This window comes from Hymenobacter roseosalivarius DSM 11622, assembly GCF_900176135.1.
Classification (GTDB): domain Bacteria; phylum Bacteroidota; class Bacteroidia; order Cytophagales; family Hymenobacteraceae; genus Hymenobacter; species Hymenobacter roseosalivarius.
The window spans coordinates 29,349-52,627 of the sequence record NZ_FWWW01000073.1 but is presented as its reverse complement, the minus strand read 5'-3'; the positions used below and the strand labels follow the sequence as shown (position 1 = coordinate 52,627).

General features: G+C 54.2%; 19 protein-coding genes. 8 read left to right on the top strand and 11 right to left on the bottom strand.

Annotation, left to right across the window (positions count from 1 at the left end; translation table 11 throughout):
* Positions 1-56: 56 nt before the first annotated feature.
* Together B9A24_RS12420 and B9A24_RS12415 are read right to left on the bottom strand one after the other, a co-directional pair.
* Entirely contained in the window at positions 57-1,166 is a 1,110-nt protein-coding gene (locus tag B9A24_RS12420) for a hypothetical protein (protein WP_084446322.1), read from the bottom strand.
* Between the two features lie 59 nt (positions 1,167-1,225).
* Positions 1,226-1,450 (bottom strand): hypothetical protein, encoded by a 225-nt coding sequence (locus tag B9A24_RS12415; protein WP_084446320.1) that lies wholly within the window; start codon positions 1,448-1,450, stop codon positions 1,226-1,228.
* 285 nt (positions 1,451-1,735) lie between these two features.
* On the opposite strand from B9A24_RS12415, the gene B9A24_RS12410 reads away from it, so the two are divergent.
* Both B9A24_RS12410 and B9A24_RS12405 read left to right on the top strand, forming a co-directional pair.
* Positions 1,736-1,927, top strand: coding sequence for a cold-shock protein (locus tag B9A24_RS12410; RefSeq protein WP_084446318.1), 192 nt, complete (start codon positions 1,736-1,738; stop codon positions 1,925-1,927).
* A gap of 222 nt (positions 1,928-2,149) precedes the next feature.
* Positions 2,150-2,344, top strand: a complete 195-nt coding sequence (locus B9A24_RS12405; protein WP_084446316.1) for a cold-shock protein — start codon at positions 2,150-2,152, stop codon at positions 2,342-2,344.
* A gap of 185 nt (positions 2,345-2,529) precedes the next feature.
* On the opposite strand, the gene B9A24_RS12400 is transcribed toward B9A24_RS12405, so the two are convergent.
* Together B9A24_RS12400 and ricT are read right to left on the bottom strand one after the other, a co-directional pair.
* Positions 2,530-3,009 (bottom strand): gliding motility lipoprotein GldH, encoded by a 480-nt coding sequence (locus B9A24_RS12400; RefSeq protein ID WP_084446314.1) that lies wholly within the window; start codon positions 3,007-3,009, stop codon positions 2,530-2,532.
* 2 nt (positions 3,010-3,011) lie between these two features.
* Complete coding sequence (gene ricT, locus B9A24_RS12395) at positions 3,012-4,595, bottom strand: PSP1 domain-containing protein (protein ID WP_084446312.1); 1,584 nt, start codon at positions 4,593-4,595, stop codon at positions 3,012-3,014.
* Positions 4,596-5,569: 974 nt separating this feature from the next.
* Here ricT and B9A24_RS12390 point away from each other — a divergent pair.
* Positions 5,570-6,382 (top strand): M57 family metalloprotease, encoded by an 813-nt coding sequence (locus B9A24_RS12390; RefSeq protein ID WP_084446310.1) that lies wholly within the window; start codon positions 5,570-5,572, stop codon positions 6,380-6,382.
* A gap of 140 nt (positions 6,383-6,522) precedes the next feature.
* Here the strand turns inward: B9A24_RS12390 and B9A24_RS12385 are convergent, their stop codons facing one another.
* From B9A24_RS12385 to B9A24_RS12365, 5 genes are all read right to left on the bottom strand, one after another.
* Entirely contained in the window at positions 6,523-8,994 is a 2,472-nt protein-coding gene (locus B9A24_RS12385) for a S8 family serine peptidase (protein ID WP_159452038.1), read from the bottom strand.
* A gap of 391 nt (positions 8,995-9,385) precedes the next feature.
* On the bottom strand, positions 9,386-10,546 hold the full coding sequence (locus B9A24_RS12380) for a zinc-dependent alcohol dehydrogenase (RefSeq protein WP_084446306.1): 1,161 nt from the start codon (positions 10,544-10,546) through the stop codon (positions 9,386-9,388).
* Positions 10,547-10,965: 419 nt separating this feature from the next.
* Complete coding sequence (locus B9A24_RS12375) at positions 10,966-11,925, bottom strand: NHL repeat-containing protein (RefSeq protein WP_143434920.1); 960 nt, start codon at positions 11,923-11,925, stop codon at positions 10,966-10,968.
* The gene (locus B9A24_RS12370; protein ID WP_084446302.1) at positions 11,885-12,667 is read right to left on the bottom strand and encodes a UDP-2,3-diacylglucosamine diphosphatase; all 783 of its coding nucleotides are present in this window, start codon (positions 12,665-12,667) and stop codon (positions 11,885-11,887) included. The genes B9A24_RS12375 and B9A24_RS12370 overlap by 41 nt, the downstream gene beginning before the upstream one ends.
* Entirely contained in the window at positions 12,642-13,295 is a 654-nt protein-coding gene (locus B9A24_RS12365) for a LutC/YkgG family protein (protein ID WP_084446301.1), read from the bottom strand. The genes B9A24_RS12370 and B9A24_RS12365 overlap by 26 nt, the downstream gene beginning before the upstream one ends.
* Positions 13,296-13,454: 159 nt before the next feature.
* Here B9A24_RS12365 and B9A24_RS12360 point away from each other — a divergent pair, with 159 nt between their 5' ends.
* The gene (locus B9A24_RS12360; RefSeq protein ID WP_084446299.1) at positions 13,455-14,438 is read left to right on the top strand and encodes a sulfatase-like hydrolase/transferase; all 984 of its coding nucleotides are present in this window, start codon (positions 13,455-13,457) and stop codon (positions 14,436-14,438) included.
* Between the two features lie 111 nt (positions 14,439-14,549).
* Positions 14,550-15,635: a hypothetical protein gene (locus B9A24_RS12355; RefSeq protein WP_084446297.1), complete on the top strand. Its 1,086-nt coding sequence runs from the start codon at positions 14,550-14,552 to the stop codon at positions 15,633-15,635.
* 77 nt (positions 15,636-15,712) lie between these two features.
* On the opposite strand, the gene ftsH is transcribed toward B9A24_RS12355, so the two are convergent.
* On the bottom strand, positions 15,713-17,821 hold the full coding sequence (gene ftsH / locus B9A24_RS12350; protein ID WP_084446296.1) for an ATP-dependent zinc metalloprotease FtsH: 2,109 nt from the start codon (positions 17,819-17,821) through the stop codon (positions 15,713-15,715).
* Positions 17,822-17,868: 47 nt separating this feature from the next.
* Positions 17,869-18,279, bottom strand: a complete 411-nt coding sequence (rsfS, locus tag B9A24_RS12345; protein ID WP_084446294.1) for a ribosome silencing factor — start codon at positions 18,277-18,279, stop codon at positions 17,869-17,871.
* A 44-nt stretch (positions 18,280-18,323) separates the two neighbouring features.
* Between rsfS and B9A24_RS12340 the strand changes: the two genes are divergently transcribed.
* From B9A24_RS12340 to B9A24_RS12330, 3 genes are all read left to right on the top strand, one after another.
* Positions 18,324-19,094: a biotin--[acetyl-CoA-carboxylase] ligase gene (locus B9A24_RS12340; protein ID WP_317044244.1), complete on the top strand. Its 771-nt coding sequence runs from the start codon at positions 18,324-18,326 to the stop codon at positions 19,092-19,094.
* A 289-nt stretch (positions 19,095-19,383) separates the two neighbouring features.
* The gene (locus B9A24_RS12335; protein ID WP_084446292.1) at positions 19,384-19,977 is read left to right on the top strand and encodes a T9SS type A sorting domain-containing protein; all 594 of its coding nucleotides are present in this window, start codon (positions 19,384-19,386) and stop codon (positions 19,975-19,977) included.
* Between the two features lie 189 nt (positions 19,978-20,166).
* Positions 20,167-23,154, top strand: coding sequence for a glycosyltransferase family 117 protein (locus B9A24_RS12330; protein ID WP_084446290.1), 2,988 nt, complete (start codon positions 20,167-20,169; stop codon positions 23,152-23,154).
* Positions 23,155-23,279 lie beyond the last annotated feature (125 nt).

The window sequence follows — 23,279 nt, the reverse complement described above, 5'->3', positions numbered from 1 at the left end:
GGNGGGGGCTTTTTTAGGTAATAGGGTTAAACTGACAACCTACAAGCCATTCAGCTTTACTGTCGTTCTGGGTCATTATCGCGGCCGGCATTGCGGCGCGGCATAGTGCCGTAGTCGCTGTTGTCAGCGGTACGCGGGGGCACCGGGGCCTGATTGTCTTCGGCGCGGCTAGATTCCTCGGCCGATGCGCCACCGGTGTTTTTATTGGCGTTGACGTCGTTGTAGGAGCCACCGCGCGACCCAATACCTTCCGCGGCATCACCGCTTTGGCTACGCTCTCCATCCGACTCCACGTACCCGGTACGGGATGCAGAGCCAGTGTCAGCCGTATCTGGCTCACCAGCCGGACCGGGCTCATCGCGGCCACCCAGCTCGGTGGTGCGCGGCTCCGTTGCTACTGGCCGGAAAGCCAGGCCATCACTGTCATGGCCATCCTGCGAGGGTCGGTAGTCTTCGGTCTGGTTGCGTTGGTTGGGAGGCAAATTAGCGCCCGCCGTTGACGAGGCACTGCCTGCTCCGCCACCCAGTGACGTACGACCATAATCCTCGCTAAACCCGGTCCCACTTCGGGGCGAATCGTTGTCGTTCTGGTAATGGCTATCCACTGTGGTAGCGCTACGGGGCGTGCCGGGCTCGGTACCAAACGTGCTGCCTTCCGCATGATCAGGAAGCGGTGCACTGGAATATTGCGCGTCGGTTGGGGCCGTATTATTTTCTGGTTTGCCCCCCGCGTAGCCGCCTCTGGTTGTTTGCTGGGTGCCCAGTTTTCCACCGTACACCTCATCGGCGCGGTACTGGTCGCCGTAGCCGCCTTGCGTAGAGCCAGCATCCTGAGCCCCAAACTCGCCCCGACCGGGCCCGCTCAACTGGTTTTCCCGCCGATCATCATCGTGAAAAACGGGCTGGGTGCTATTGCCAAAATTGCCGCCGTATGGCACTTCTATAGTCGGGTTGCTGGCGAGGTCAATGTATGGGGTGGCCAATGCGGGCCGGTCATCAATATTCTCGGGGCTTGCGGCCGCAGCCGGGGCCGTTTTGGGAAGCGAAGCCCCGGTAGACGAATGACCCGTCATGCCCGGCGTTTCGGGCTGCGTGCTACTATTCGCCAGCGGATTGCCCGCTTCAGGATCAAGCTTAGTGTTTTGTTCGGGCTGTTCGTTTTCCATAAGTTCAGGTAGCAAGTGGCGATGAGCCGCTCAGGCCATAGCCCCGCCTTCTTGGCAGTTTAGTTGGTCCGGTTGCCCGAGAGTCGTTCTCTGTCCGGGTTTTGCCCCATCACTACGGGGTTGGCCTCTTTGTTTACTTCCTTCCCTTCTTCGCCCGTTACGGCGCCTTTTCCTACGCTCATTTCCGAAGCAGCCAGCGACTCGCTCGACGCGGCGGCGTGCGAATCAGTATGCAGCCCTTCTGGCATAGTATTCTCGTTCTGATTTATGGGTTCGTTTTTCATGAGGCGGACTATTTAGGATGAAAAAACAAGGATGATACTGCTAAACTATACGCGCGCTCCGGCGCAGAGTTGATTATCAAGAGCGGGTGCTAAACCCCGCCGGCGCTACCCTATTGCGTGATAAAAACAGGCGGTTTAACGCATCATTAGTAGCCATATACCCCCCAAACAAGCTTTTAAAGCGCCTTGCTTTCGGGTATTTATCAACTCAACTAGTGACAGGGATAAGAAAATAGCCTTAATTTTGGTCATTATTTAACCCCCAACCTTAGTTAGCAGCAGTCAATGAAAACGGGCAAAGTAAAATTCTTTAATGAGTCTAAAGGCTTCGGCTTTATCGTTCAGGATGAGGACGATCAGGAAATATTCGTGCACCAGACGGGCCTTATTCATGAGATTCGCGAAAATGATCGGGTATCGTTTGATGTAATTGAGGGCAAAAAGGGGCTGAATGCTGTGAAGGTTGAGCGTATCTAGCCCCAACTGAACAGTAAATTTCCAGAATACTTTTTTAGTTGGAGTTAACGTAAAACGCTGTTTTACTTACTTCTGGGCCGCATTTTTTCTCATTTGAAAGCTGTTCACGCTCCGGTTTTACCACGCTTTTCCAGCTTCCAACTAATGTTGCAGCTGAGGCTGACTTCCATAAACCGGAATTAGCGCTATCTTTACCCCATTCTTCACCACATTTCATTTATCATGAGCACCGGTATCGTAAAATTTTTCAATGAAACCAAAGGATTTGGCTTCATCACACCCGACGGCGGGGGCGAGGACATCTTCGTTCACGCTACCGGCCTCATGCAGCCTGTCCGCGATACTGACCGCGTAGAGTTTGAGGTTCAGCAAGGCAAAAAAGGCCTGAACGCCGTAAACGTGCGCATCGTACAATAGTCCTTTCGGACAGCTAGCGCTGCACTCTGAATCCCGTCTTAGCTCTTGCTGAGACGGGATTTTTTTTGTGGATTATCGTCGCAAGTAAAGCTTACTCTAGCAGTAGCAATTCATCTTAGCCTTGTTGCATTTCCACAAAAAAGCCCCCCAGCACATGGCTGGGGGCTTTTTTGAACACGTATGCTTTACTTATTCACAGCCTTCGCTACACGCACTCCCACAGCCATAACGCCGGATAGCTGATCCTGGCGCATGTATTGCTCCAGCACGATTTTGTATGTGCCAAGCTGGTGGAACTGCTGGTTACGCAAAGCCAAAAACTGGTGGTCATAAATATCACCGGTGCCTTTGCCGCGGGGCTCGCCCGTCAGCGGGTCCATCAGGATCATTTGGTGAAGCAGCGTAGTAATTGGCTTGCCATCGGGCCCGAATAGCTGGTGCTTTACATACAGATTATAGTAGCCATACATGGAAGCATTGCGGACATTGAAGCTAATGTCGTAGTGCTGGGTAGTATCCTGAATCTCAAACTCAAACGTGGGCTTTTCCTGTATGGTCCAGGTATAGTTGTCGAAGTCAGCGTTCTTTTCGAACACTTGATTTGGGTCGCAGGCGGCCAGCAGTAATAAGGAGAGCACCGGCCAAAGTCGGAGTAACGCGCGCATACTTAGGAAGCTGGGGGGGTAGGTGAAATACCTGCATTGCCTTCGCCTCCTGCTGGCCGTGGTGGTCGTGCGCCGCGCCGTGGGGGGCGATTTTCGCGGCCGCCTCGGCTGGCACCAGCCTCCCGATTGGCATTGACATCACCGGCTGGCCGGACGCCACCCTCGCGCGCGGGGCGATTTTCACTGCGTGGGGGGCGCGGGGGGGCTACGCTGTCTTCGGGCCGGGGAGTGTCCGGGCGCTTGTTTTCGGAGCGGGCTTCGCCTGAGCGGCCACCTTCGGAACGGGAGCGGTTGTTACGCCGATTGAGGGGCCGCGCCGCCGCGCCCCTGGGCCGACGAACCTCGTCGGAGGGAGTAGCCGCGGGCACTTCTATGCCACTGGTAGTATCAGGATTCGACTTTGATACGGCCGTACGAGCTGGTGCGGCGGCAGAAGGCGCACTGCCTTCGGTGCCCTCTTTCTTCTTCCGGCGCTTGGGACGCTTGTTGCCGCCTTTTATCTTGTCGTCGAGACGGTCGAGGTTGCCTTCGACGTGAGCCGAAACCTCGGGCGCGCGCTCCTCTTCCCGAACGGGAGGCAGCAGGCTCTCGGGCTTTTCGCCGCGCTTATTCATGTCCTGAATTTCGCGTACGCGCTCCGTGTCCAGCATTACCCAGTTATTGTCGCCACGTAAGGCAAACCACATCTTCTTTTTGAAAATATCGGTTTTCTGCAAAAAAGCCTCTCCTTTCTCCGTCAGCAAGGGGCGCTGTACCTGCGGAATATCCTTGAGAGCATCGAGATAGGTATCCAGCTCGTAGTTGAGGCAGCACTTGAGACGACCGCACTGGCCCGAGAGCTTGGCTGGGTTCAGGCTTAGGTTCTGGTAACGGGCGGCCGTCGTGCTCACGCTCTTAAAGTCGGTGAGCCAGGTGGAGCAGCACAGCTCGCGGCCGCAGGAGCCAATGCCCCCCAGACGGCCGGCTTCATGGCGTAATGAGATCTGACGCATATCAACTCGCACCCGAAACTCATCGGCCAGGCGACGAATAAGGTCGCGGAAATCGACGCGGTCTTCGGCGGAGTAAAAGAAGGTAGCGCGGGTGCGGTCGGCCTGGTATTCCACGTCCGACAGCTTCATTTTGAGGCGCAGCTCTTCCACTACCGAGCGCGCCCGAAACATGGTACCCGTTTCGAGGTCGCGCACAGCTTGCCAGCGCTCCTCGTCCTGCTCGGTAGCTACCCGCAGGATGTTGCGCATGTCTTTAGCATCTACCTCCGCCTTTTTCTTGCGCATTTGCAGGCGTACCAATTCGCCCTTCAGCGATACATGGCCCAGATGCCAGCCATTGCCGGCAGCTTCTACTACTACCGCGTCACCCGTGACTAAAGGCAATCGGGTTTTATTGCGGTAAAACTCTTTGCGGCCGCCTTTGAAGCGGATTTCCACAATGTCGAATTCTTTAAAGTCGCTGGGCAGGGCTACGTCCTGAAGCCAGTCGAATACGTTGAGACGGGTACAGCCGGAGCTACAGCTGCCCTTCGAGCCGCAGCCCTTAGCAGTTGTAGAACAGCCTCCACCGGAGGAACATGAAGTGCAAGCCACGGCTTGGAGTATATATATAGTGAGGCGGCAGTAATATCCGCGCGAAAACCATTATGAACAAAGATAGGCATTTAGCAGGCGTGCTTCCGGGCCTTTCATTAAGCTTACCTTAGAAGCAACTAACCTATCTGATGTCGGCGGCCTTACTAATACAAGGGCTCTGTTTTATTCCTATCAGCTAGAAGAAATGGCTGCCTTACCCAAGCCTCCAGCCATCAGATGCTATGGTAAGAACGGCAGAAGCCATCAAACTACTGTTCAGCTTTAATCTACTAGGCAGCTGGCTTTACCATTTGCCCCAGCAACGGCTTAGCTGGAAGATAGCTTTTTATACTTCTGATACTTTTTTTATAAAATAATCTTACAGATTATCAGACACATAGAATAGAAGGATGAATATTTTCGACTTTTTTTTATTTGGATCATCACTTTATTTATATATCTTCGTAAAACCACCCAGAATTAGATTATTCTGATTCTACTCCGCCCCGCTAATCCGCACCTTTCCGGCAACAGTACCATCGAGTGAAACTCCTCGCCCGATATGAAGGTGTGCTATGGGCCCTGTTTTATTTACTGCATCTGCTAACCGCTCCGCCCCAGTTCGGCTGAGTCGCACGTGCATTGTCTGTTCAACTTGCCTACCGCTTAGGCTGCAAGTGAATCTTGCTCTTTGGCGCGAAGGCCAACTTCGCCCCCTAGTACCTCCCCTTCCAGCTTTTCCTGCTTGTATGATGCTGGCAGCCGTTGCTTAGGCACCGTCTGGCCATACTTCTTCCTTGGCTATAGCCTTTACTGGGCTACCTAGCCATTCCTTATTCCGGCTTTCAAACGTGTTTTTCCTTTTGCGGAAAGCAGCCAGGGATTTCTATGTAAAGTTCTAACCTGACCCTTTTGAGTTTTTAGAATATTTTCCGCATATCGCATCCGTTCATTTTCCACCCATTCTCACCCCCAAACCAAATCAATTCTGTATGAAAATCCAAAATTACCTCACTTCGCTTACCCTGCTTGCCTGCTCGGTATTAGCCCTTTCTTCCTGCCAAAAAGAAGATGGTAACCAAGTAGTCGCTAAAAATGAAATTTCGGCGGAGGCCATCAGCAAAATCCAGGCACTAGGCCTGAGCACGCAGAACGCGCAGCGCGTGAATGACGGCTACCTAGTAGAAGGCGACATTCTGCTATCGGATGCCGACCTGAACAGCAAGCCCGACTATAAAATGCTTCGTGTAGGTGAAGAAGAGCAGTATCGCACCAATAATCTGGTGAGCGTAGGCTCGGGTCGCACGATTGGTATAGCCGTTTCGACCAGCCTGCCCTCTACTTATATAGCATCCGTTGACGAAGCTATTCGTCGCTATAACGCGGAAGGGCTATTGATTCACTTTCAGCGCGTGTCGTCCAACTATGGCATTCTGCTGACGGCCGCGCCCAGCGGCTCTACTTACTTGGCGTCGGCTGGCTTCCCTTCAGGTGGCAACCCTTATAATACTGTGCAAGTAAACGTAGGAGCCATTGGCTCGGCCCCAAACACGAACTACCTGGCTACCATTTTGGCCCACGAAGTTGGTCATTGCATCGGTTTCCGCCACACCGACTATATGGACAGGAGCTATAGCTGCGGTGGTCAGTACACCAACGAAGGAGCCAGCACGGTGGGGGCAATTCTTATCCCCGGCACGCCAAGCAGCGCCGATCCAAACTCTTGGATGCTGGCTTGCATCGGCACTGGTGCTAACCGCTATTTCAATACTAACGACCGTACGGCGCTTAGATACTTGTACTAGCCTGTCTCACCCGCTGGCCTAGCACCGATGCCCGTGCGCATCAAGAGTTAAACGTAACCTGAACGGATGCTAACAAGAAGCCCCAACTCCAGCGGAGTTGGGGCTTCTTGCCTTTAAGAGCTTCGCGGGTTGCGGCATTTTTATAGCACCATAATGCGTTGCGTAATCATGGGGCCACTTTCGGGCGTCACTCGCACGAGATAGGTGCCGCCGCGCAGGCCGCTCGTGTCGAGGGGGTTGATGGCGCCAGTAGCGGTGGCCTCACGCACCAAGCGCCCTAACAGGTCATACAGCTCGATATGGACGGAGCCCGTGGAGCCCGTGATAAGTTGGAGGGGCTCACCCGCCTGCACCGGATTGGGATAGGCAAGCAACTCCCGCGTGCGCGCGTACTGCACGTCTTCAATCGAACTATAGAAAATTTGCCCCCCCGTTGTATTAAACTGAACGCGGTAGTGATTGAGGCCGGAATAGGGCGTCAGATCAGTGAGGGCAAATTGCAAGTCCCGCACGGGCGCAATAGTCTGGACAGTTTCGTAGCTACCATTGGGGGCTTGCCGCTCCAGATGCATGCTCGCCAGGCCGTAGGCGGTACCGATTTCAAGGTCGAGCAAAACCGTATCCGTTACGACCTGACGCGGAATAAAAGAACGCACGTAGCAGCCTGTACCCTGCTGACTATATTCTATACTCGGGCTTCGCGCCCCTATTTTGCCCCCCAGCAAGGGTTCTACAGTAAAATAACGCAACGGCAATTCAGTTGCTGAAAGAATAGCTACCGTATCTGGGGTGCGACGTAGGGGCTCCAGACCGATAGCGCCTAGCCCATACAGCTGGTATTCGGTAGCGCCGGGCACAGCCGGCCAATGCAGCAGCGCTTCCTCCGGACAGGCATAGCCGACCTGTAGGCTCAGCGGCGCATGAATTACGAACGTTTCAGAGGGATAAACACTTGTTGGTGTTACCATTCGCAGCTGTGCGGCGGTAGCGATAGTGGGTATTGTCCAGGTAGCAGATCCTGCTTTTAGCTCTACCGCTGGCTTAACTACCTGCCAAGTGGGACTGCCAGCAGGCCGATATTCGAGGCGTGCCGTAGTGGCAGCACCCACCCACTGCCAGCGCAGTTCCTGAGCAGTACCTGGGCTAAAGGCCGACCCTACGAGCGGATTAAGCCAACCAAACCCTATCTCTCCAAACTCATAGGCAACACTGAACGCCTGTGGCCCCTGGGGTACCCGAAAACCCCGTACGCGCAGCTCATATATCCCGGGCGCGGGCACAGCCACGGTGATTTGCTCAATATTGTTGAGGTGGTCGGGGCGGCGACGGGCGGGCTGGGCCAGGGAATCAAGATGGGGGTAAGTATTTAATACCCACGGCTGCCAGCGCTGTCCCGTGGAAAGCCGAACCAGTTCCAGATCCAAGTCATTTACCAGCGCCTGGGCCGCGTCGGGGGCAGCGGCAGGATCATGCCAGACCAGCGTAACCTTGAGCTCAGGACTGTCAGCCGGCACTGAGATTGTAAATACCTGCTCAGCATTCTGAATAGTGAAATTGGTGAAAAAACGTTTTTCATCCACCGTCTGTACGGCTCCCAGCGCGTCAGCCTGGCCATAGCCACTTTCAAAATCTATGGCCGGGCGGCCGGTGTCGTTGGCGCTATTGAGCAGCACGGCCTTTACGAGCGCTGCGGGGGGCAAAATGCCCCCTAGCTGTTCTTTGTAGGCTTGTTGTACCAGTAGGCTCACCCCCGAAACCAAGGCTGCCGCATCGGAAGAGCCATCAGCGCCGTACGCTACCAGCTCTGGCTTTACGCGCCCATCGTAGGCCGGGCCACGCGAACTGAGGGGCGCGACCTGCCCACGGTTATCGGTGGCCCCTACACTCAGGGTATTTTTCGACATTTTGAACTGTCCAGTCAGGTTAGCGACGCCCTGCAAGCCAGCATAGCGCCCACTCGGGCTGGTTTTATTCCCATCATTGCCGGAGGAAAAAACGTGTACCAGCTGCGGATACTGCGTGGCGTGGGCATCGTAAGCGCGGCTTTCCAGACCATAATAGTTCTCGATATCGACACCATAGGAATGGTTTTGAACCGACACGCCCGTTTGTGTTAGGCGGGCACCATCGTCAGGCATCAGCTCACTGAAGTCGGCGGTAATTAGCCGGGCTTGCCAGGCGGTACCTTTCCCGGATGGTGCCGAGTTGCCGCCGCCCGCGATGAGCGTAGCCATCGCCGTGGCGTGTGCTGAGGCAGTTCTCGCTGCTCCTTCAGGGGCCACCACTCTACCACGAAAGTCAATATCATTGACATCAAAGGGCCTCTCCTTTACCGATACCGTCATTCCCTGACCGGCCAGCCCAGGAAAGCGGGCGTGAAGCGGGGAGATAGTATTGGTGATTAAATCGGAGTTGTCCAGAGGGCGTTCTTCGCGGGCCTGACGGCTGCCCACATCCACGAAAGTTACCCAGGGACAAGTAAGCAGCTTGCCTAAGCGGGGGGCATTTACGCCACTTAGTGTGTATACACCAACGGACGCAGCATGCCAACTGACACGCATAGAAGGCAGCTCCCGGCGCATCCAGGCGTTAAACTCAGTGGCAGATTGCACACTGACACGGTAAGAGTTAGTAGCCGGCCGTGCGGCAGCAACTCGTAGCGGTGGGGCTAGCTTCAAGTGCGCTGCCGACTGAGCCAGCGAGTGGTCTTGCCCCCAGCTTACGCCCGGCACGCAGAGCAGCCATAACAGTAACAGCCCGCTTTTTCTTACCAATCCGTGCGTGCTAGACCCGTAGTTATTACTCATGCACCGAACGTATAGATTGGCAGCGGGCGCAGCCCGATTTAAGTTAATGTTCCTGACCAAATATAAGCAGAATCCTGCCTACGCTGTAGTGTTCTACTTTCCTTATAAAGCTGGCCTTCGCAGGCTCCTACTTTCATAAAAGAAGCACCCATCATTGGTGATGGGCGCTTCTTTTATGAGGGAAAAACCTACTCAATTATGGCTTGAGCACCACCTTCACGCAGTTATCTTTCTTATTGCGAAAGATGTCGTAACCATGAGCTGCTTCGCTCAGGGGCAGGCTATGCGTGATGATATCATCGAGCTGTACTTTACCATCGACTACGTACTTAAGCAGCTTGTCGATGTGCTTATGAGCCGGTGCTTGGCCGCCGCGTAGCGTAATGCCTTTATCGAAGAACTGATGCACGGGAAAGTTGTCGTAAGGAGTGCCGTATACACCTAGAACGGTTACGATACCACCCCGACGCACGGCACTCATACAGGCTTCCAGTACCTTAATAGAGCCTTTTTCAAAGTTGATTACCGCCTTAGCCCGGTCGGCCAGACTGCGCACGGGCTCAAAGCCAACAGCCTCCACGCACACATCAGCGCCTCGGCCGCCGGTCAGGTCGCGGATGACCTCCACTACCTGCTTATGGTCATGCCATACCAACGCTTCACAGTGGGCCGTTTGCTGAGCTTTATCCAAGCGATACTCCAGCGGATCAACAATTAGTACGCGTGCCGCACCGCGCAGCCACGCCGATTTAGCGGCCATAATGCCTACCGGGCCTGCGCCAAAAATGACGACAAACTCGCCACCTTTCACTTCGCCCCAGTCAATACCGGAATAACCCGTGGGGAAAATATCCGTCAGAAACAGGGCCTGCTCATCGGTCAGGCTATCTGGGATGATGCGGGGGCCAAAATCGGCGTAAGGCACGCGCACATATTCAGCCTGGCCGCCGTTGTAGCCGCCATATAAATCGGTGTAGCCAAACAGAGCACCGCCTTTTTGAGTAGCTACGCCTCCCTCGGGGCCATAATGCTCGGGGTTAGAGTTTTCGCAGTGGCCGGGTAGCTCGTGGTTACAGAAAAAGCAGGTACCGCACGCAATCGGAAAGGGTACCACCACCCGGTCGCCGCGCTTGAGGTTGCCCACGCCCTTGCCTACCTCCTCCACAATACCCATAAACTCATGGCCCAGTACCATAGGCCGGGGTTGGGGAATGCCGCCGTTATAAATATGAAGATCGGAGCCGCAAATGGCGGTACTAGTTACGCGGATAATGGCGTCGCGAGCCTCTTCGATCTGGGGATCATCCACGTTATCAACGCGAACATCTTTCATCCCGTGAAACACGAGTGCTTTCATAGTGATAGGGTTGGTTTTGGATAAAAGGAAAAAGAGCGGAAGCGCCGCGAAGCGCCTGGGTATTAGAAGGCTTAACGGGGAGGCTCTGGCTGAGGTTACTTTGGGCGGACCTGCGAATCGTAAAGGAATGACACAAAAAAAAACCTTTCCGTGCAGGGCGGAAAGGTTGAAGGGCTCTAGCTTCTCAGCTAATAGCGTTGCAGCTTGTAGAGACGCGTAGTCTTATCTATTCTTTGAATTGAACCCGCTTCTGTCATCCTAACGAAGGGAGGACCTTCTCACGCCTGAATATTGCTTGAAACTGTTATAAATCCTTCGTGCCCCAGGATGACAGAGACAAATAGGGAATGACAGGATAAACAACATCAGTAACGGCAAGACGCGAATACGCATCTCTACAGCCTTTGCTTGGCAAGCAGTTAAAGTTTGTATACCATCACAGCCGTCGGCGTCAGCAAATACGCAAACTGCTCCCCCATCAACACCTGATTGATGCCGCCTTCCACGGCAGGAAGGGACTGTGCGCGCTCAGCGAGGGTATAAAGCTGAAAGAAATGCAGTATTCCATCTGTTAGATAATATAGCTCGTCGCCGCGAAAACCTACCGTAGTCAGGCCCACAAAGGGTAGCTTCTTCCGATAGTTGCCGAGGTTATCAAACACATAAATTCCGCTGTTGCGGTCTACGAGATACAGGTTGTTTTGATATTGCCGCAGAAAGCGAAAATCGGGTTTGCTACGGCCAATTATCAAATCCAGGGGCGTAGTTTGTCCGAGGCGCTGGGGCGTGGGGTCGAACTGGCGCAGGGTCAGGTCGCTTTCGTCGAGCAGCCAGAGCTTATCGTCGGGCGCCAGGGTAGCCACCCGGACGAGGCCATCGAAATAGTCGCTGAGTCGAATCTGCGTGATGGGAGCCAAAAACCGATCGAGCAGACGTATTTCCTGGCGGTCATCGTAGAAAGCCATGATTTTGGACACGTTCCAGGCTTCCAGCTGGGCGGTGTGCCCCGGCAGGGGCGGCGAGTACACGTTAAGCGGCTGGCCGTCGGGTCCGTACTGATGAATATTATCCTGGGCGTCGGCTACGTAGAGGTTGCCGCGCCGATCCAGAGAAGCCGCACCGGGCTGGCGCAGCCTTATAGTACGCACCAGTGTCCAGCCGTTGTTAGTGGAAGCTACTGCGCTCTGGGGGGCAATTTTCCCTTTGTTCACAGAGTCGGGCGCGGTGCGGGCGGGCGGCACGACAGAGCCGGCACGAGGCGCCGTTGTCTGCGCTTGCAACGGATTTACAAACAGTAATACCGCGAGAAGAGCCAGAAATTTACCTCCCAGCAAGCGTCTATTGCTCAAAATGCCGCAAAGCCAGATAGTGTCCGTCATACACTGCATAGGAGCAATAATTGACCCACTCGCCCAGGTTAAGATAGCGGCTGCCGGGCGCCACGGGCACATTGAGAGGGAGATGGCGGTGGCCAAAAACGTAGTAGTCGTGGTGGTGGCGCTGCTCCAGCTCGCGGCAGTAGACCAGCAGCCATTCATCTTCGCCAAAGTACTTTTCATCGGCGGCCGCGTTCTGGATTCGGCTGCGGCGACTCCACTTATTAGCTAACCCGATTCCGAAATTAGGATGCAGACGTGCAAACAGCCACTGCGACAGCGGGCTCGCAAATACGCGTTTTAGTGCCTTATAGGTGTAGTCTTTTGGACCTAGCCCGTCGCCGTGGCCGATATGAAACAGCTGATTGCCAATGCGCTGGCTTACCGGGTGGCGCAGAATGGGTATGTTCAGCTCTTTAGTAAAATAGTCGAACATCCACATATCGTGGTTGCCGGTGAAAAAGGTGACGGGCAGGCCCGCGTCGGTTAGCTCAGCCAGCTTGCCCTGCAGGCGAATAAACCCGCGCGGCACCGCGTGGCGGTACTCAAACCAGAAGTCAAAAATGTCTCCCAGCAGATAAATAGCGCCCGCATCCTGGGCCACCGTGTCGAGCCAACGCACAATGCGGCGCTCCCGCGCGGCGGAGCTGGCGGCGTCGGGGGCGCCGAGATGAAAGTCGGAGGCGAAGTACACCTTGCGGCCGGGCGGCAGCGTGAGGTCAGGTAGTTGCAAGGGGCGCGTCATCCAACAAAAACAACACGAGACTGCGCGGGCCATGCGCCCCGAGTACCAACGTTTTTTCGATATCAGCCGTGCGGCTGGGACCCGTAGTCAGCGAAATCATGGAAGGCAGCCGGTCGCCGTAGCGGGCCGTAACTACTGCCAGCCCGTCGCTGATGTCGGGCACAATTTGAGAGGTGCGGGCCAGTACCAGGTGCTGATCGGGGTAGATGCTCAGGCGGCGGCCCGCGGCCGAAGCGGCACTTACCAGTATGCTGCCCGTGCGGGCGACCAGCGCTTCGCAAGTCGTCAGGCCAGCATCGGCTTTTTTGATAAAGTTGGCTTCGTCGCCGCTAAACGCAACGCCGCCCTCGTGCAGCATCTTTTTCAACTCCGGCTCCCACACGAATAGATTATCCAGTTGCTTGTCTTTTTTGTAGACAAATAGCTGATCGAAGAAATGCTCCTCTGACTCGCAGTAGTAAAAAGCCCCCCCGACCCGCGCGAAGCTCTGGGCGAAGTGAATAGCCAGATCATCGGTCAGCGGAGGATGCAGCGGGGCAGAAAAATCGGGGGCAGCTGGCTGGGGCGCCGGTTGCAGCAGCGCCTCACGAATGCGGCGCAGCATACGGTCGCGGGAGGTATCAGACATGATAGGCAAAGGTAGCAGAGTCAAACCAAGCAACGCTCCATTCGCTGTAGGACAAGTGGCGATTATTTTATATATTGATTACCAGTTATATATCATCATTCGTCAATTCGCTACCCTGTATTATCCAAGGCAAAAACGCTCTTTATCTAGCCAAATGTTATGGCTCTCTCTACCAATCGTGCGCGACGAAGCCCCTCTGTAGCTGGTAGCAGCTGGCGGCGGTATGCCCTTTTCTTTTGGCTGCTACTGCTCTTTTCATTTGCCCCCCCGCCCGCGAAAAAGGGCCTGCGTACCAAAAACGTCATCATTATAGTCATCGATGGCCCCCGATATTCCGAAACCTGGGGGGCCACGCCCGGCATCATTCCTCAGATGGCTACGCGGCTGAAGCCCCGCGGTGTATTCTTTTCCAACTTTTACAATAACGGCTTCACCTATACCAACTCCGGCCATACGGCCCTGACCACGGGCCTCAATCAGCCTATCGACAACTTTGAGGCAGAATTACCGCAGCAGCCCTCCATCTTCCAAATCTGGCGCAAAGCTACCGGCAAGCCTGCTACTGCCGCCTGGCTAGTTACCAGCAAAGACAAGCTGCACATTCTGGCCAATACCCAAAATCCGGAATGGAAAGACCAGTTTCAGCCCTCGGTCGACTGTGGAGTGAGTGGCCCCGGCAGTGGCTACCGCGCCGATTCGCTCACGTTGGTAGCTGTCAAGCGCATACTGATCCAGCACAAGCCCAATCTGGTGCTCATCAACTTTATGGAACCCGATGGCTTCGCGCACGCCGGAAATTGGAATAATTACCTCCGGGGCATAGCCCGCGATGACAAATATGTGGGCGAGCTTTACGATTTCTTGCAGAAGAATAAAGCCTACAGAAACACTACGACTTTACTTATTACCAACGACCACGGCCGTCATCTCGACGGCATCGGCTCCGGCTTCGTGGACCACGGCGACGACTGCGAAGGCTGCCGACACATTAGCCTGCTGGCCCTCGGGCCGGACTTCAAAAGAGGCCTGACTATAACTGAAACTTACACCCTGCCGGATGTCCCATCTACCGTGGCCTTTTTGCTAGGGTTCCCGCTGGAGCAAAGCCAGGGAAAGGTGATTGAAAGCTTGTTTAAACGCTGATAATTAACTACTTTCGAAGTACTCTGAAGCGAAAAAGCAGTTCCCATACGGCTGTTTACTGCTTGATTAGGCTGACTGTTTAAATCCTTTGCTGTAAGATGGCATTTCGCTGTGATAGTCCGGATTCTATCGGTTTTAGCAAGCCTGAGCCTGCTGATTTACCAGCCGCCAACTGCCCCGGCCGGTAACCAGGAAAAGCTATCTGCCACCACCAGCGACAATCCTTTTTTTTCCCGAGACGAAGTAGTAGAGCTTACGCTCGCGCTGCCCTTGGAGAACATTTTGAAAGACCGGGGAGCTACTCCTGGCTTCCATCCGGCTGTCCTTACTTATCGGGATACCGCTGCTGCCCTAAAAACGGTGGCCGTGCAGGTGAAGGTGCGGGGCAACCGACGCAAAGACCCTACGGTATGTGGCTTTCCGCCGCTGCTGGTGAGCTTTCCGCCGGACATATTGGGGTCTCCTTTTGGCAAAGTTGAAGAGCTGAAACTCATAACCCATTGCCTGGATGACACCTATACCTTACGGGAATATTTGGTGTATAAAGTCTACAATATTCTGACAGACAAGAGTTTTCGGGTGAGGCTCTGCCGCATCACCTATCAGGATAACGGCCGTAAAGGCAGAGCAGACGTGCACTACGCTTTTTTTCTGGAGGATGCAAAGGCCATGGCGGCGCGCAACGATGCGACCCTAGTTCCAAAGCAATTCTTCATCGGCATGGAGCACATGAATCAGAAAGACATGGCTATGCTCGCGCTCTTCCAATACATGATAGGCAATACGGACTGGTCGGTTCCTTATCGGCACAACATCCGAATGCTGAGTATAAACGAGCAAGCCAAGCCGGTCCCCGTAGCCTATGATTTCGATTACAGCGGGCTCGTAATGGCGCCTTATGCCGTACCTCCTGAGCAACTTGGCATCACTTCCGTGCGGCAACGCCTCTTCCGGGGCTACGACTTCCCTCCTGAAATTTACGCGGAGGTTCGGGCTTTATATAATGCCCGACGAGCAGCTATTTATAAGGTCTACTTATCGTGTCCTTATCTTAGTCAGGAAGAGAAGCTGTTTGCGACCAGGTATCTGGATGGGTTTTATAAAACGTTGAACAACTCCAAGGAATTTGAGCGCGATATCGTCCGTGCGGGACTCAGAAATGGAAAAAGCTATACCAACGTAAAAGGATTGAAGTAGAACTGGCGCACCCGTAAACCAACAGGCACAAAAAAGCCCCCCAGCAGCGCTGGAGGGCTTTTTTGTGCCTGTTATTCTTATAGAGTCGTGCCTACCGGGGTATCCTGACGGCCTTCGGTGCCACCGTCGGTGCCGAAGTCGAGGCCAGGCAGGTTGCTTTCGGGTAGGTCGTCGCTGAGCGGAATGGGGTGCTCGTTTTTACGCTCGCTTAGCGTTTCGCTGCGGTCGGTGCCAGCCATGTGCGCCTGGTAGCTGGTTTGAGTGTCGTAAGGGCGCTTGCCTACTAAGCGCTCTAAATCGTCTTGCAGCAAAACTTCCTTTTCCAGCAACTCTTTGGCTACGATTTCCAACTCATGACGACGGTCGGTGAGCAGCGCTTTCGTGCGCTCGTAGGCATCGGAAATGATGGTGCGCACTTCCTCGTCAATCATCTGGGAGGTAGCTTCCGAATACGGCTTGCTGAAGCCATACTCATTCTGACCTTTCGAGTCATAGAAGGAAATGTTACCCAGCTTCTCATTCATGCCATACATGGTCACGATGCTGTACGCCATCTTGGTAATGCGCTCCAAGTCACTTAAGGCACCCGTTGAGATTTTACCGAACACTAAGTCCTCGGCAGCACGACCGCCCAGGGCCATGCACATCTCGTCGGTGAGCTGCTCCGTGTTGTACAGGAACTGCTCGCGGGGCAGATATTGGGCGTAACCTAATGCGGCTACACCACGCGGAACAATACTCACTTTTACCAACGGATCGGCGTGCTCTAGGAACCAGCCCGCAATAGCGTGGCCAGCCTCGTGGTAAGCAACAATACGCTTTTCGTTGGGCGAAATGATCTTGTTCTTCTTCTCCAGGCCACCAATCACACGGTCAACAGCGTCGGTGAAGTCCTGCATAGTCACCATCTTCTTGTCGCGGCGGGCGGCGATAAGCGCGGCTTCGTTGCAGACGTTAGCTATTTCAGCACCGGCAAAACCAGGCGTTTGAGCAGCCAGCTTACGAGCATCTACATCAGGACCCAGCGTCAAGGGCTTCAAGTGCACCTGAAAAATCTGGGTGCGGCCGTTGATGTCGGGCTTATCGATGCTGATCTGACGGTCGAAGCGACCGGGACGCAGCAACGCGGAGTCGAGGGTATCGGGGCGGTTGGTAGCAGCAAGGATGATAACGCCGGAATCCGTTCCGAAGCCGTCCATCTCTACCAGCAGGGAGTTCAGGGTGTTCTCACGCTCGTCGTTGCCGCCGGGCATCTTACCGCTGCTACGGCTACGGCCAATGGCGTCAATTTCGTCGATGAAGATAATGCAGGGCGCTTTGGCTTTGGCTTGCTTAAACAAGTCACGTACCCGAGCAGCACCTACGCCCACGAACATCTCTACGAAGTCAGAACCCGACAGCGAGAAGAAAGGAACGTCGGCTTCCCCAGCCACGGCTTTAGCCATCAGGGTTTTACCCGTGCCGGGAGGGCCTACAAGCAACGCGCCTTTCGGAATTTTGCCCCCCAGAACCGTAAACTTCGAAGGGTTGCGGAGAAATTCTACGATTTCCTCTACTTCTTCTTTGGCTTCTTCCAAACCGGCTACGTCCTTAAAGGTGATCTTCACCTTGTCGCCGCCCTCAAACAGAGCGGCGCGCGACTTGCCAATGTTGAAAATTTGCCCCCCAGGTCCGCCCGACCCGCTCATGCGGCGCATCAGGAACCAGAAACCCACCATCAGCAGGATAATCAGGCCCCAACTCGACAGCAGACCGTAGCCATCCTGACGCTGGTCGATGTTCAGGCCTACTTGCTGCTCGCGCGGCAGGTTTGTCTGAATCTTATCGAGGTCTTCTTTAAACGTTTTACCATCCACGACCCGGAAGGCAAATTGCGGTCCTTGCTCGAGGGTGAGCGGTCCGCGGCGGGACAGTTCATCGTTATATTTGGCGCTCTTGGCAGCCTCAGGCTTTAGCGTCACCTCTACGGCCCGGTCGTTCACGAGGGTTACGTCGCGGACGTCACCAGCCAGCAGCATTTGTTCAAATTTCTGCTGGTTAATGTCGGTCGTGGAGTTGCTGCGGTTGAAGTAGAACATCGCGAAGATGAACAGTACCAACCCGCCCAGCACCAAAAGCTGCATACTTGGCCGAGGCGTGGGCGTCGGCAGCATGGGCTTTTTCTTTTTGGGTGTTGTATTTGGCATAAATAAGATAAGTCAGGGAAAGTCAAAGGCGGAACACGCCGCCCACGCTATTTGTTGGGTCCCACTGCGTTAGGAACGACGACGTTTTCCTCCTCTAAATACTTTATATCGGCATCGCCCCATAGCTCTTCCAAAGCGTAAAACTGACGACGGTCGCGCAGAAAAACGTGTACTACTACATCTACATAGTCCAGCAACACCCACTCGCGGTTCGTGCGCCCTTCCGTTTGCCAGGGGTTTTGGCCAGTTACCTTCTCTACTTCCTCTTCTACTGAACGGGCAATGGCATCAAGCTGGGTGTCGGAGGAAGCAGAGCAGATAACGAAGTAATCGGCAACGGCATTCTTAAGTTCCTTTAGGTTCAGCACTACAATGTCAACTGCCTTTTTCTCCTGCATGCCGCGCACTACTACGTCTGCCAAACTGTCCGAATCTTGCCGAACCAGGGTACTTTTCATAGGGTATTATTAGGTTTGAAATCACAAAGTAAGAAAATCAGGCGGTGGTTATTTCCCCCCAAACCCTCTTCACGGGCCAACAGCTAATCTGGTTGCCCGAATGTACCTCTACAAATACGGAGGCACAGCGTTTAAATGGCCAAAACCGCGCCACCGACGGCTGCGTAGTCATTACCGACAAACAGACCGCCGGCCGCGGCCAACGTGGCAACCGCTGGGAAGCCCAGCCCGGCGAAAACCTGACGCTATCAGTCGTCTGGCGTCCCACGTTCCTGCCTGCCCCCGATCAGTTTCAACTCAGCCAGGCCGTAGCCTTAGCCGTGCATGATTGGGCTAGTGGCCTGCTCGGTCCCGACCCCGCGCTTCGGGTGAAGTGGCCGAACGATATTTTTTTCGGAGAACAAAAGCTGGGGGGCATTTTAATCGAAAACACCTTAAGCGGTCCTAAAATTCAATCAAGTATCGTTGGTTTGGGCTTAAATATAAATCAGCGCGAATTTGGTGTTGCTACCGCAACCTCGCTGGCTTGCCTCACCGGTCGGCAATACGAGCTTCCCACGCTGGCTGCCCGCCTGCTTGAGTGCTTGGAGAAGCGCTACCTGCAACTGCGTGCTGGGCAAGTAGCGACCCTGCGTCAGACTTATTTACAAGTGCTCTACCGATATCGAGAACCCTGCCCATATGAAGTAGATGGGCAAACAGTAACAGGACGGATCATGGGGGTAGATGAGGCCGGCCAACTGCTTGTTGAGATTGATGGGCAGCAGCGGCATTTTGGTTTACAACAAATAAAATATCTACCCACTGCCTCCTAATACGAAAGTCAAAGTCGATGATTAGTAGGGTTTCATGCAGTTAGAACCGGAATCTATCTATAAAAGATAGTAACATCCTACTTTTTGATTACATTCAAATAATTTAATGGAACAATAAACCTTCCTGCAACCTTTGCATCTAAGGTGGTATCTGTTTGCCAGACCGATACCAGTTACCTGAAGCAGGCATGGTGCTTGTTTTAGTTACCAGTGCCACGTCTGGGGCTTTTTCAAATTAACCCCACCGCTTGGCTGCCATCCGGCCCCGATCTCATTCTAGCTACCCAACATGATCATCTCTACTCGTTTGTTATTGGTGCTGACGCTAGTTCTGGCGCAGCTTTCGGCGGTTGCCACTACGGTGCATCCGCCCCAATATCCTCCACCCGGCAACAGCGACGCTAGCCCAAAGCAGTACCAAATGGGACTAGGCAGCCGTTCGGCCCGCCTGACCACGCCTCGGCGCACAGAATTTTCTACCAATACCTTTCGGAATACGCCTTTCAGCAACTTGCCAGCGTCTACCATTTTTGCGTTTCGCAGCCCATTTTCGGGCCTTGAGGGGCAATCTGCTGCAAAATCTGTAAGTATTGCGGCAACTCCAGTGCAGGATGCGCGACTCAATCTGCCTACGTTGAGCGTGTATCCTAACCCGGCGCGTGGCATGGTGGTGGTCAGCCTTTCGCAGGCTCCTGGCCCCAACTACAAATTCCGCCTTAGCAACATCATTGGCCGCGAGGTTCGTACTCTCCCCCTGCGCCCCGATTTGGCTAGCACCGGCATCGCCATGAATCTCTCGGATTTGCCGGCCGGCATGTATTTCTACAGCCTGCTCGTAAACGATAAAGTGGTAAGCACGAAGCGTCTGGTATTACAGAACTAGATTAAATAGCTCGTCATGCCGCTCCTCGCCTGACGGTTTTTTACAGCATATCCCGCATTCTAAAAAGCAGCCGAACCAATCGGCTGCTTTTTTTACGCGCTGAAAACCAGTCAGAAATGAACTGGGGGGCAAATCTGCGGTACGGCCGGATTTATTATCTACTTTTGGCCCTTCTTTGAACAAGCAAGTATGCACCGTTATAAAAGTCTGAATAACCTGATTGGCTGGCTCGTGTTCGCCATTGCCACTCTTACTTACCTGATTACCCTGGAGCCCACCGCCAGCTACTGGGACTGTGGCGAGTTCATTGCCTGCTCCTACAAGCTGCTGGTACCGCATCCTCCGGGGGCTCCAACTTTCCTATTACTTGGCCGAATATTCTCGCTGTTTTCCTTCGGCGACGTGACCAAGGTGGCGGTGCTAGTGAATGCTCTATCAGCACTTAGCAGCTCCTTTACGGTGCTCTTTCTTTTCTGGACGATCACCATGTTGGCCAAGAAACTGGTGTTGCATCGTGCTGTACCGAATCTGGAACCCAACCTGGAGCCAACTTTTGGCCAAACGCTGCTGATTTTGGGTGCTGGTGCCGTGGGCGCACTGGCTTTTGCCTTCTCCGATTCGTTTTGGTTTAATGCCGTGGAAGGCGAGGTATACGCCATGTCGTCGCTGTGCACGGCGGTGGTTGTCTGGATTATGCTGAAGTGGGAAAACCGCGCCCATAAGGCCGATTCCGATAAGTGGCTGATTCTGATTGCCTACATCATTGGCCTTTCTATTGGCGTCCACTTGCTCAATTTGCTGGCGCTGCCGGCCCTGGGCTTTATTTATTACTACCGGCGCACTGCCAATCCTACGCTGCTGGGGGGCATTTTGACGCTGGTAGTGAGCATGATTATCGTGGGGTCAATCTTGGCGGGCATCATCCCCGGCCTTCCAACCATTGCCGGTGGCTTCGAGGTGTTTTTCGTGAACAGCGTGGGCCTGCCTTTCAACTGGGGCGTGATCATCTTCGTGCTGTTGCTGCTGGCCATCATTTATTTCGGCTTCCGCTACTCTTACCGCAAAGGCAGCCAGCTCGTAAATACCGGCATGCTGGTGTTCGTGTTTATTCTAATCGGCTATTCTTCTTACCTGATTGTACCGATTCGCTCGGGCTTCAACCCGACCATCGACGAAAACAAGCCCGATGATGTGCTCTCCTTTGTGAGCTACCTCAAGCGCGAACAGTACGGCGACCGGCCTTTGCTTTATGGTCCGCAGTTCAACGCTCAGCCTGTCGACCAACTTGAGGGTGCGCCGCGCTACGTGCGCGAAGGCGACAAGTATGTTATCGCGGAGCGTCGTCTCGAAACTATTTATCGGGACGAAGACAAAATGCTCCTGCCACGCCTCTACAGCCCGCAGCCCGACCATATTCGCTACTACCAGAAATGGGTGGATGTGCAGAAAGACGTGAAGCCAACGATGGGTCAGAATCTGAGCTTCCTGTTTCGGTATCAGATGGGGCACATGTACTGGCGCTATTTCCTCTGGAACTTTGTGGGCCGCGAAAGCGACGTGCAACAAGCCGGTGTGGTGTGGCTTGCCAGCGCAAGTACAAGTGAGCTACCGGTACGAATCGGGGGCAGCAAAGCCCACAACAATTTCTTAGCTATCCCATTGATTCTGGGCTTGGTAGGCTTGTTTTTTCATTCTCAACGCGACGGCCGTAACGCTTTCATCGTGGGCCTTTTATTCCTGTTTACCGGCTTAGCCATTGTGCTTTACCTGAATCAGCCGCCCATTGAGCCGCGGGAGCGAGACTACACCTTTACGGGCTCTACCTATGCCTTCGCCATCTGGATTGGTTTGGGCGTCATTGGTTTGGCAGAGTTACTTCGCAGCGTGCTCAAAGCCGATACAGTACGGGCTGGCGTAGCGCTGGCACTTGGCTTGCTGGCTCCCGGCATTATGGCCGCGCAGGGCTGGGACGACCACGACCGCTCCGACCGCTACAGCTCCGTGGATTCGGCTAAGAACCTGTTGAACTCGCTGGCCCCGAACGCCATCCTATTTACCAACGGCGACAATGACACCTTCCCGCTTTGGTATGCTCAGGAAGTGGAAGGCGTACGCACTGATGTGCGAGTAGCCGTACTCAGCTATCTGAATACCGATTGGTACATCGAGCAGATGCGTCGCCGGGCGTACAAGTCGCAGCCGCTGCCTATTTCGATGAAGCCGCAGAACTACGTGCAGGGCACCAATGATTATCTGCCTTTCGTGGAGAATCCGGCCGTGCAGCAGGTCAATCTGAAGGAGTTTGTGCAGCTTGTTGATGAAAATAGCCCCCTACTGCAGGTGCAGACGCAGAGTGGACGGTCGCTGCTGTCATTCCCTACCAAGAAGTTTTTCCTGCCCGTAGATACGGCCGCTGTTATGCGCTCCGGCATCATTCCGGCCGAGCGCCGCAAGCAGCTGGTGCCCCGCATGGAGTGGGACATGGGCGGTGGCGCTATCGAGAAGAAAAACCTGGTAATTCTGGACATGCTGGCGAGCAATAACTGGCAGCGGCCCATTTACTTCTCCAGCACCGTCGTGCCTTCCGACATGATGAACTTGCAGCCCTACTTCCAGCTCGAAGGCATGGCGTATCGCATCCTGCCCGCCCGCGACCCCAATTACGACCCGCGCGGCAATGAGGGCTACGTGGCCAAGGACCTCATGTTTGAGAACATGATGAAGAAGTTTGCCTTCCGCAACCTCAACGACCCCAACGTGTATTACGACGAGAACAGCCTGCGTTTCCCGGCCAATTATCGTGAGAAGTTTGCCCGCCTAACGGAGGCTTACCTGGCTGCCGGCGACAAAGTAAAAGCCAAGCAGGTAATGGATAAGGCTTTCACCGTCATGCCCGACGCGTCCATTCCGTACGACTACTACACGCCTCAGTTTGTGGGGCCGCTAGTGGCAGTAGGCGAACGGAAGAAAGCCACCGACATTCTGGACACGATGACCAACCGCGCCCAACAGGCGCTGGCGTATTATTCAACAACGAATGGCAGCCTGTTTGAGATGGAAATTCAAACCAACCTGCTTACCCTGCAAAGCGTGTATCAGGCCGCCGAGCAGATCAAGGACCAAGCCCGCGCTGCCAAGGCGGTGGAGTTGCTGAATCAGTATTATCCTCGTCAGTAATACATCTACTAACCTGATTTCTGGAATCAGACAGGTACTTCCTTTATAAAAAGCCCCCCAGCTTTAACCTGGGGGGCTTTTTTAGTATCCATCAATTAAAATAAAGATAAGTCGTTACCTAGTTG

Excerpts from the sequence above, each read along its gene's own strand:
- B9A24_RS12420 (WP_084446322.1), bottom strand. The coding sequence starts at position 1,166 with ATGGAAAACGAACAGCCCGAACAAAACACTAAGCTTGATCCTGAAGCG.
- B9A24_RS12415 (WP_084446320.1), bottom strand. The coding sequence starts at position 1,450 with ATGAAAAACGAACCCATAAATCAGAACGAGAATACTATGCCAGAAGGG.
- B9A24_RS12410 (WP_084446318.1), top strand. The coding sequence starts at position 1,736 with ATGAAAACGGGCAAAGTAAAATTCTTTAATGAGTCTAAAGGCTTCGGC.
- B9A24_RS12405 (WP_084446316.1), top strand. The coding sequence starts at position 2,150 with ATGAGCACCGGTATCGTAAAATTTTTCAATGAAACCAAAGGATTTGGC.
- B9A24_RS12400 (WP_084446314.1), bottom strand. The coding sequence starts at position 3,009 with ATGCGCGCGTTACTCCGACTTTGGCCGGTGCTCTCCTTATTACTGCTG.
- B9A24_RS12390 (WP_084446310.1), top strand. The coding sequence starts at position 5,570 with ATGAAAATCCAAAATTACCTCACTTCGCTTACCCTGCTTGCCTGCTCG.
- B9A24_RS12380 (WP_084446306.1), bottom strand. The coding sequence starts at position 10,546 with ATGAAAGCACTCGTGTTTCACGGGATGAAAGATGTTCGCGTTGATAAC.
- B9A24_RS12375 (WP_143434920.1), bottom strand. The coding sequence starts at position 11,925 with ATGACGGACACTATCTGGCTTTGCGGCATTTTGAGCAATAGACGCTTG.
- B9A24_RS12370 (WP_084446302.1), bottom strand. The coding sequence starts at position 12,667 with ATGACGCGCCCCTTGCAACTACCTGACCTCACGCTGCCGCCCGGCCGC.
- B9A24_RS12365 (WP_084446301.1), bottom strand. The coding sequence starts at position 13,295 with ATGTCTGATACCTCCCGCGACCGTATGCTGCGCCGCATTCGTGAGGCG.
- B9A24_RS12360 (WP_084446299.1), top strand. The coding sequence starts at position 13,455 with ATGGCTCTCTCTACCAATCGTGCGCGACGAAGCCCCTCTGTAGCTGGT.
- ftsH (WP_084446296.1), bottom strand. The coding sequence starts at position 17,821 with ATGCCAAATACAACACCCAAAAAGAAAAAGCCCATGCTGCCGACGCCC.
- rsfS (WP_084446294.1), bottom strand. The coding sequence starts at position 18,279 with ATGAAAAGTACCCTGGTTCGGCAAGATTCGGACAGTTTGGCAGACGTA.
- B9A24_RS12335 (WP_084446292.1), top strand. The coding sequence starts at position 19,384 with ATGATCATCTCTACTCGTTTGTTATTGGTGCTGACGCTAGTTCTGGCG.
- B9A24_RS12330 (WP_084446290.1), top strand. The coding sequence starts at position 20,167 with ATGCACCGTTATAAAAGTCTGAATAACCTGATTGGCTGGCTCGTGTTC.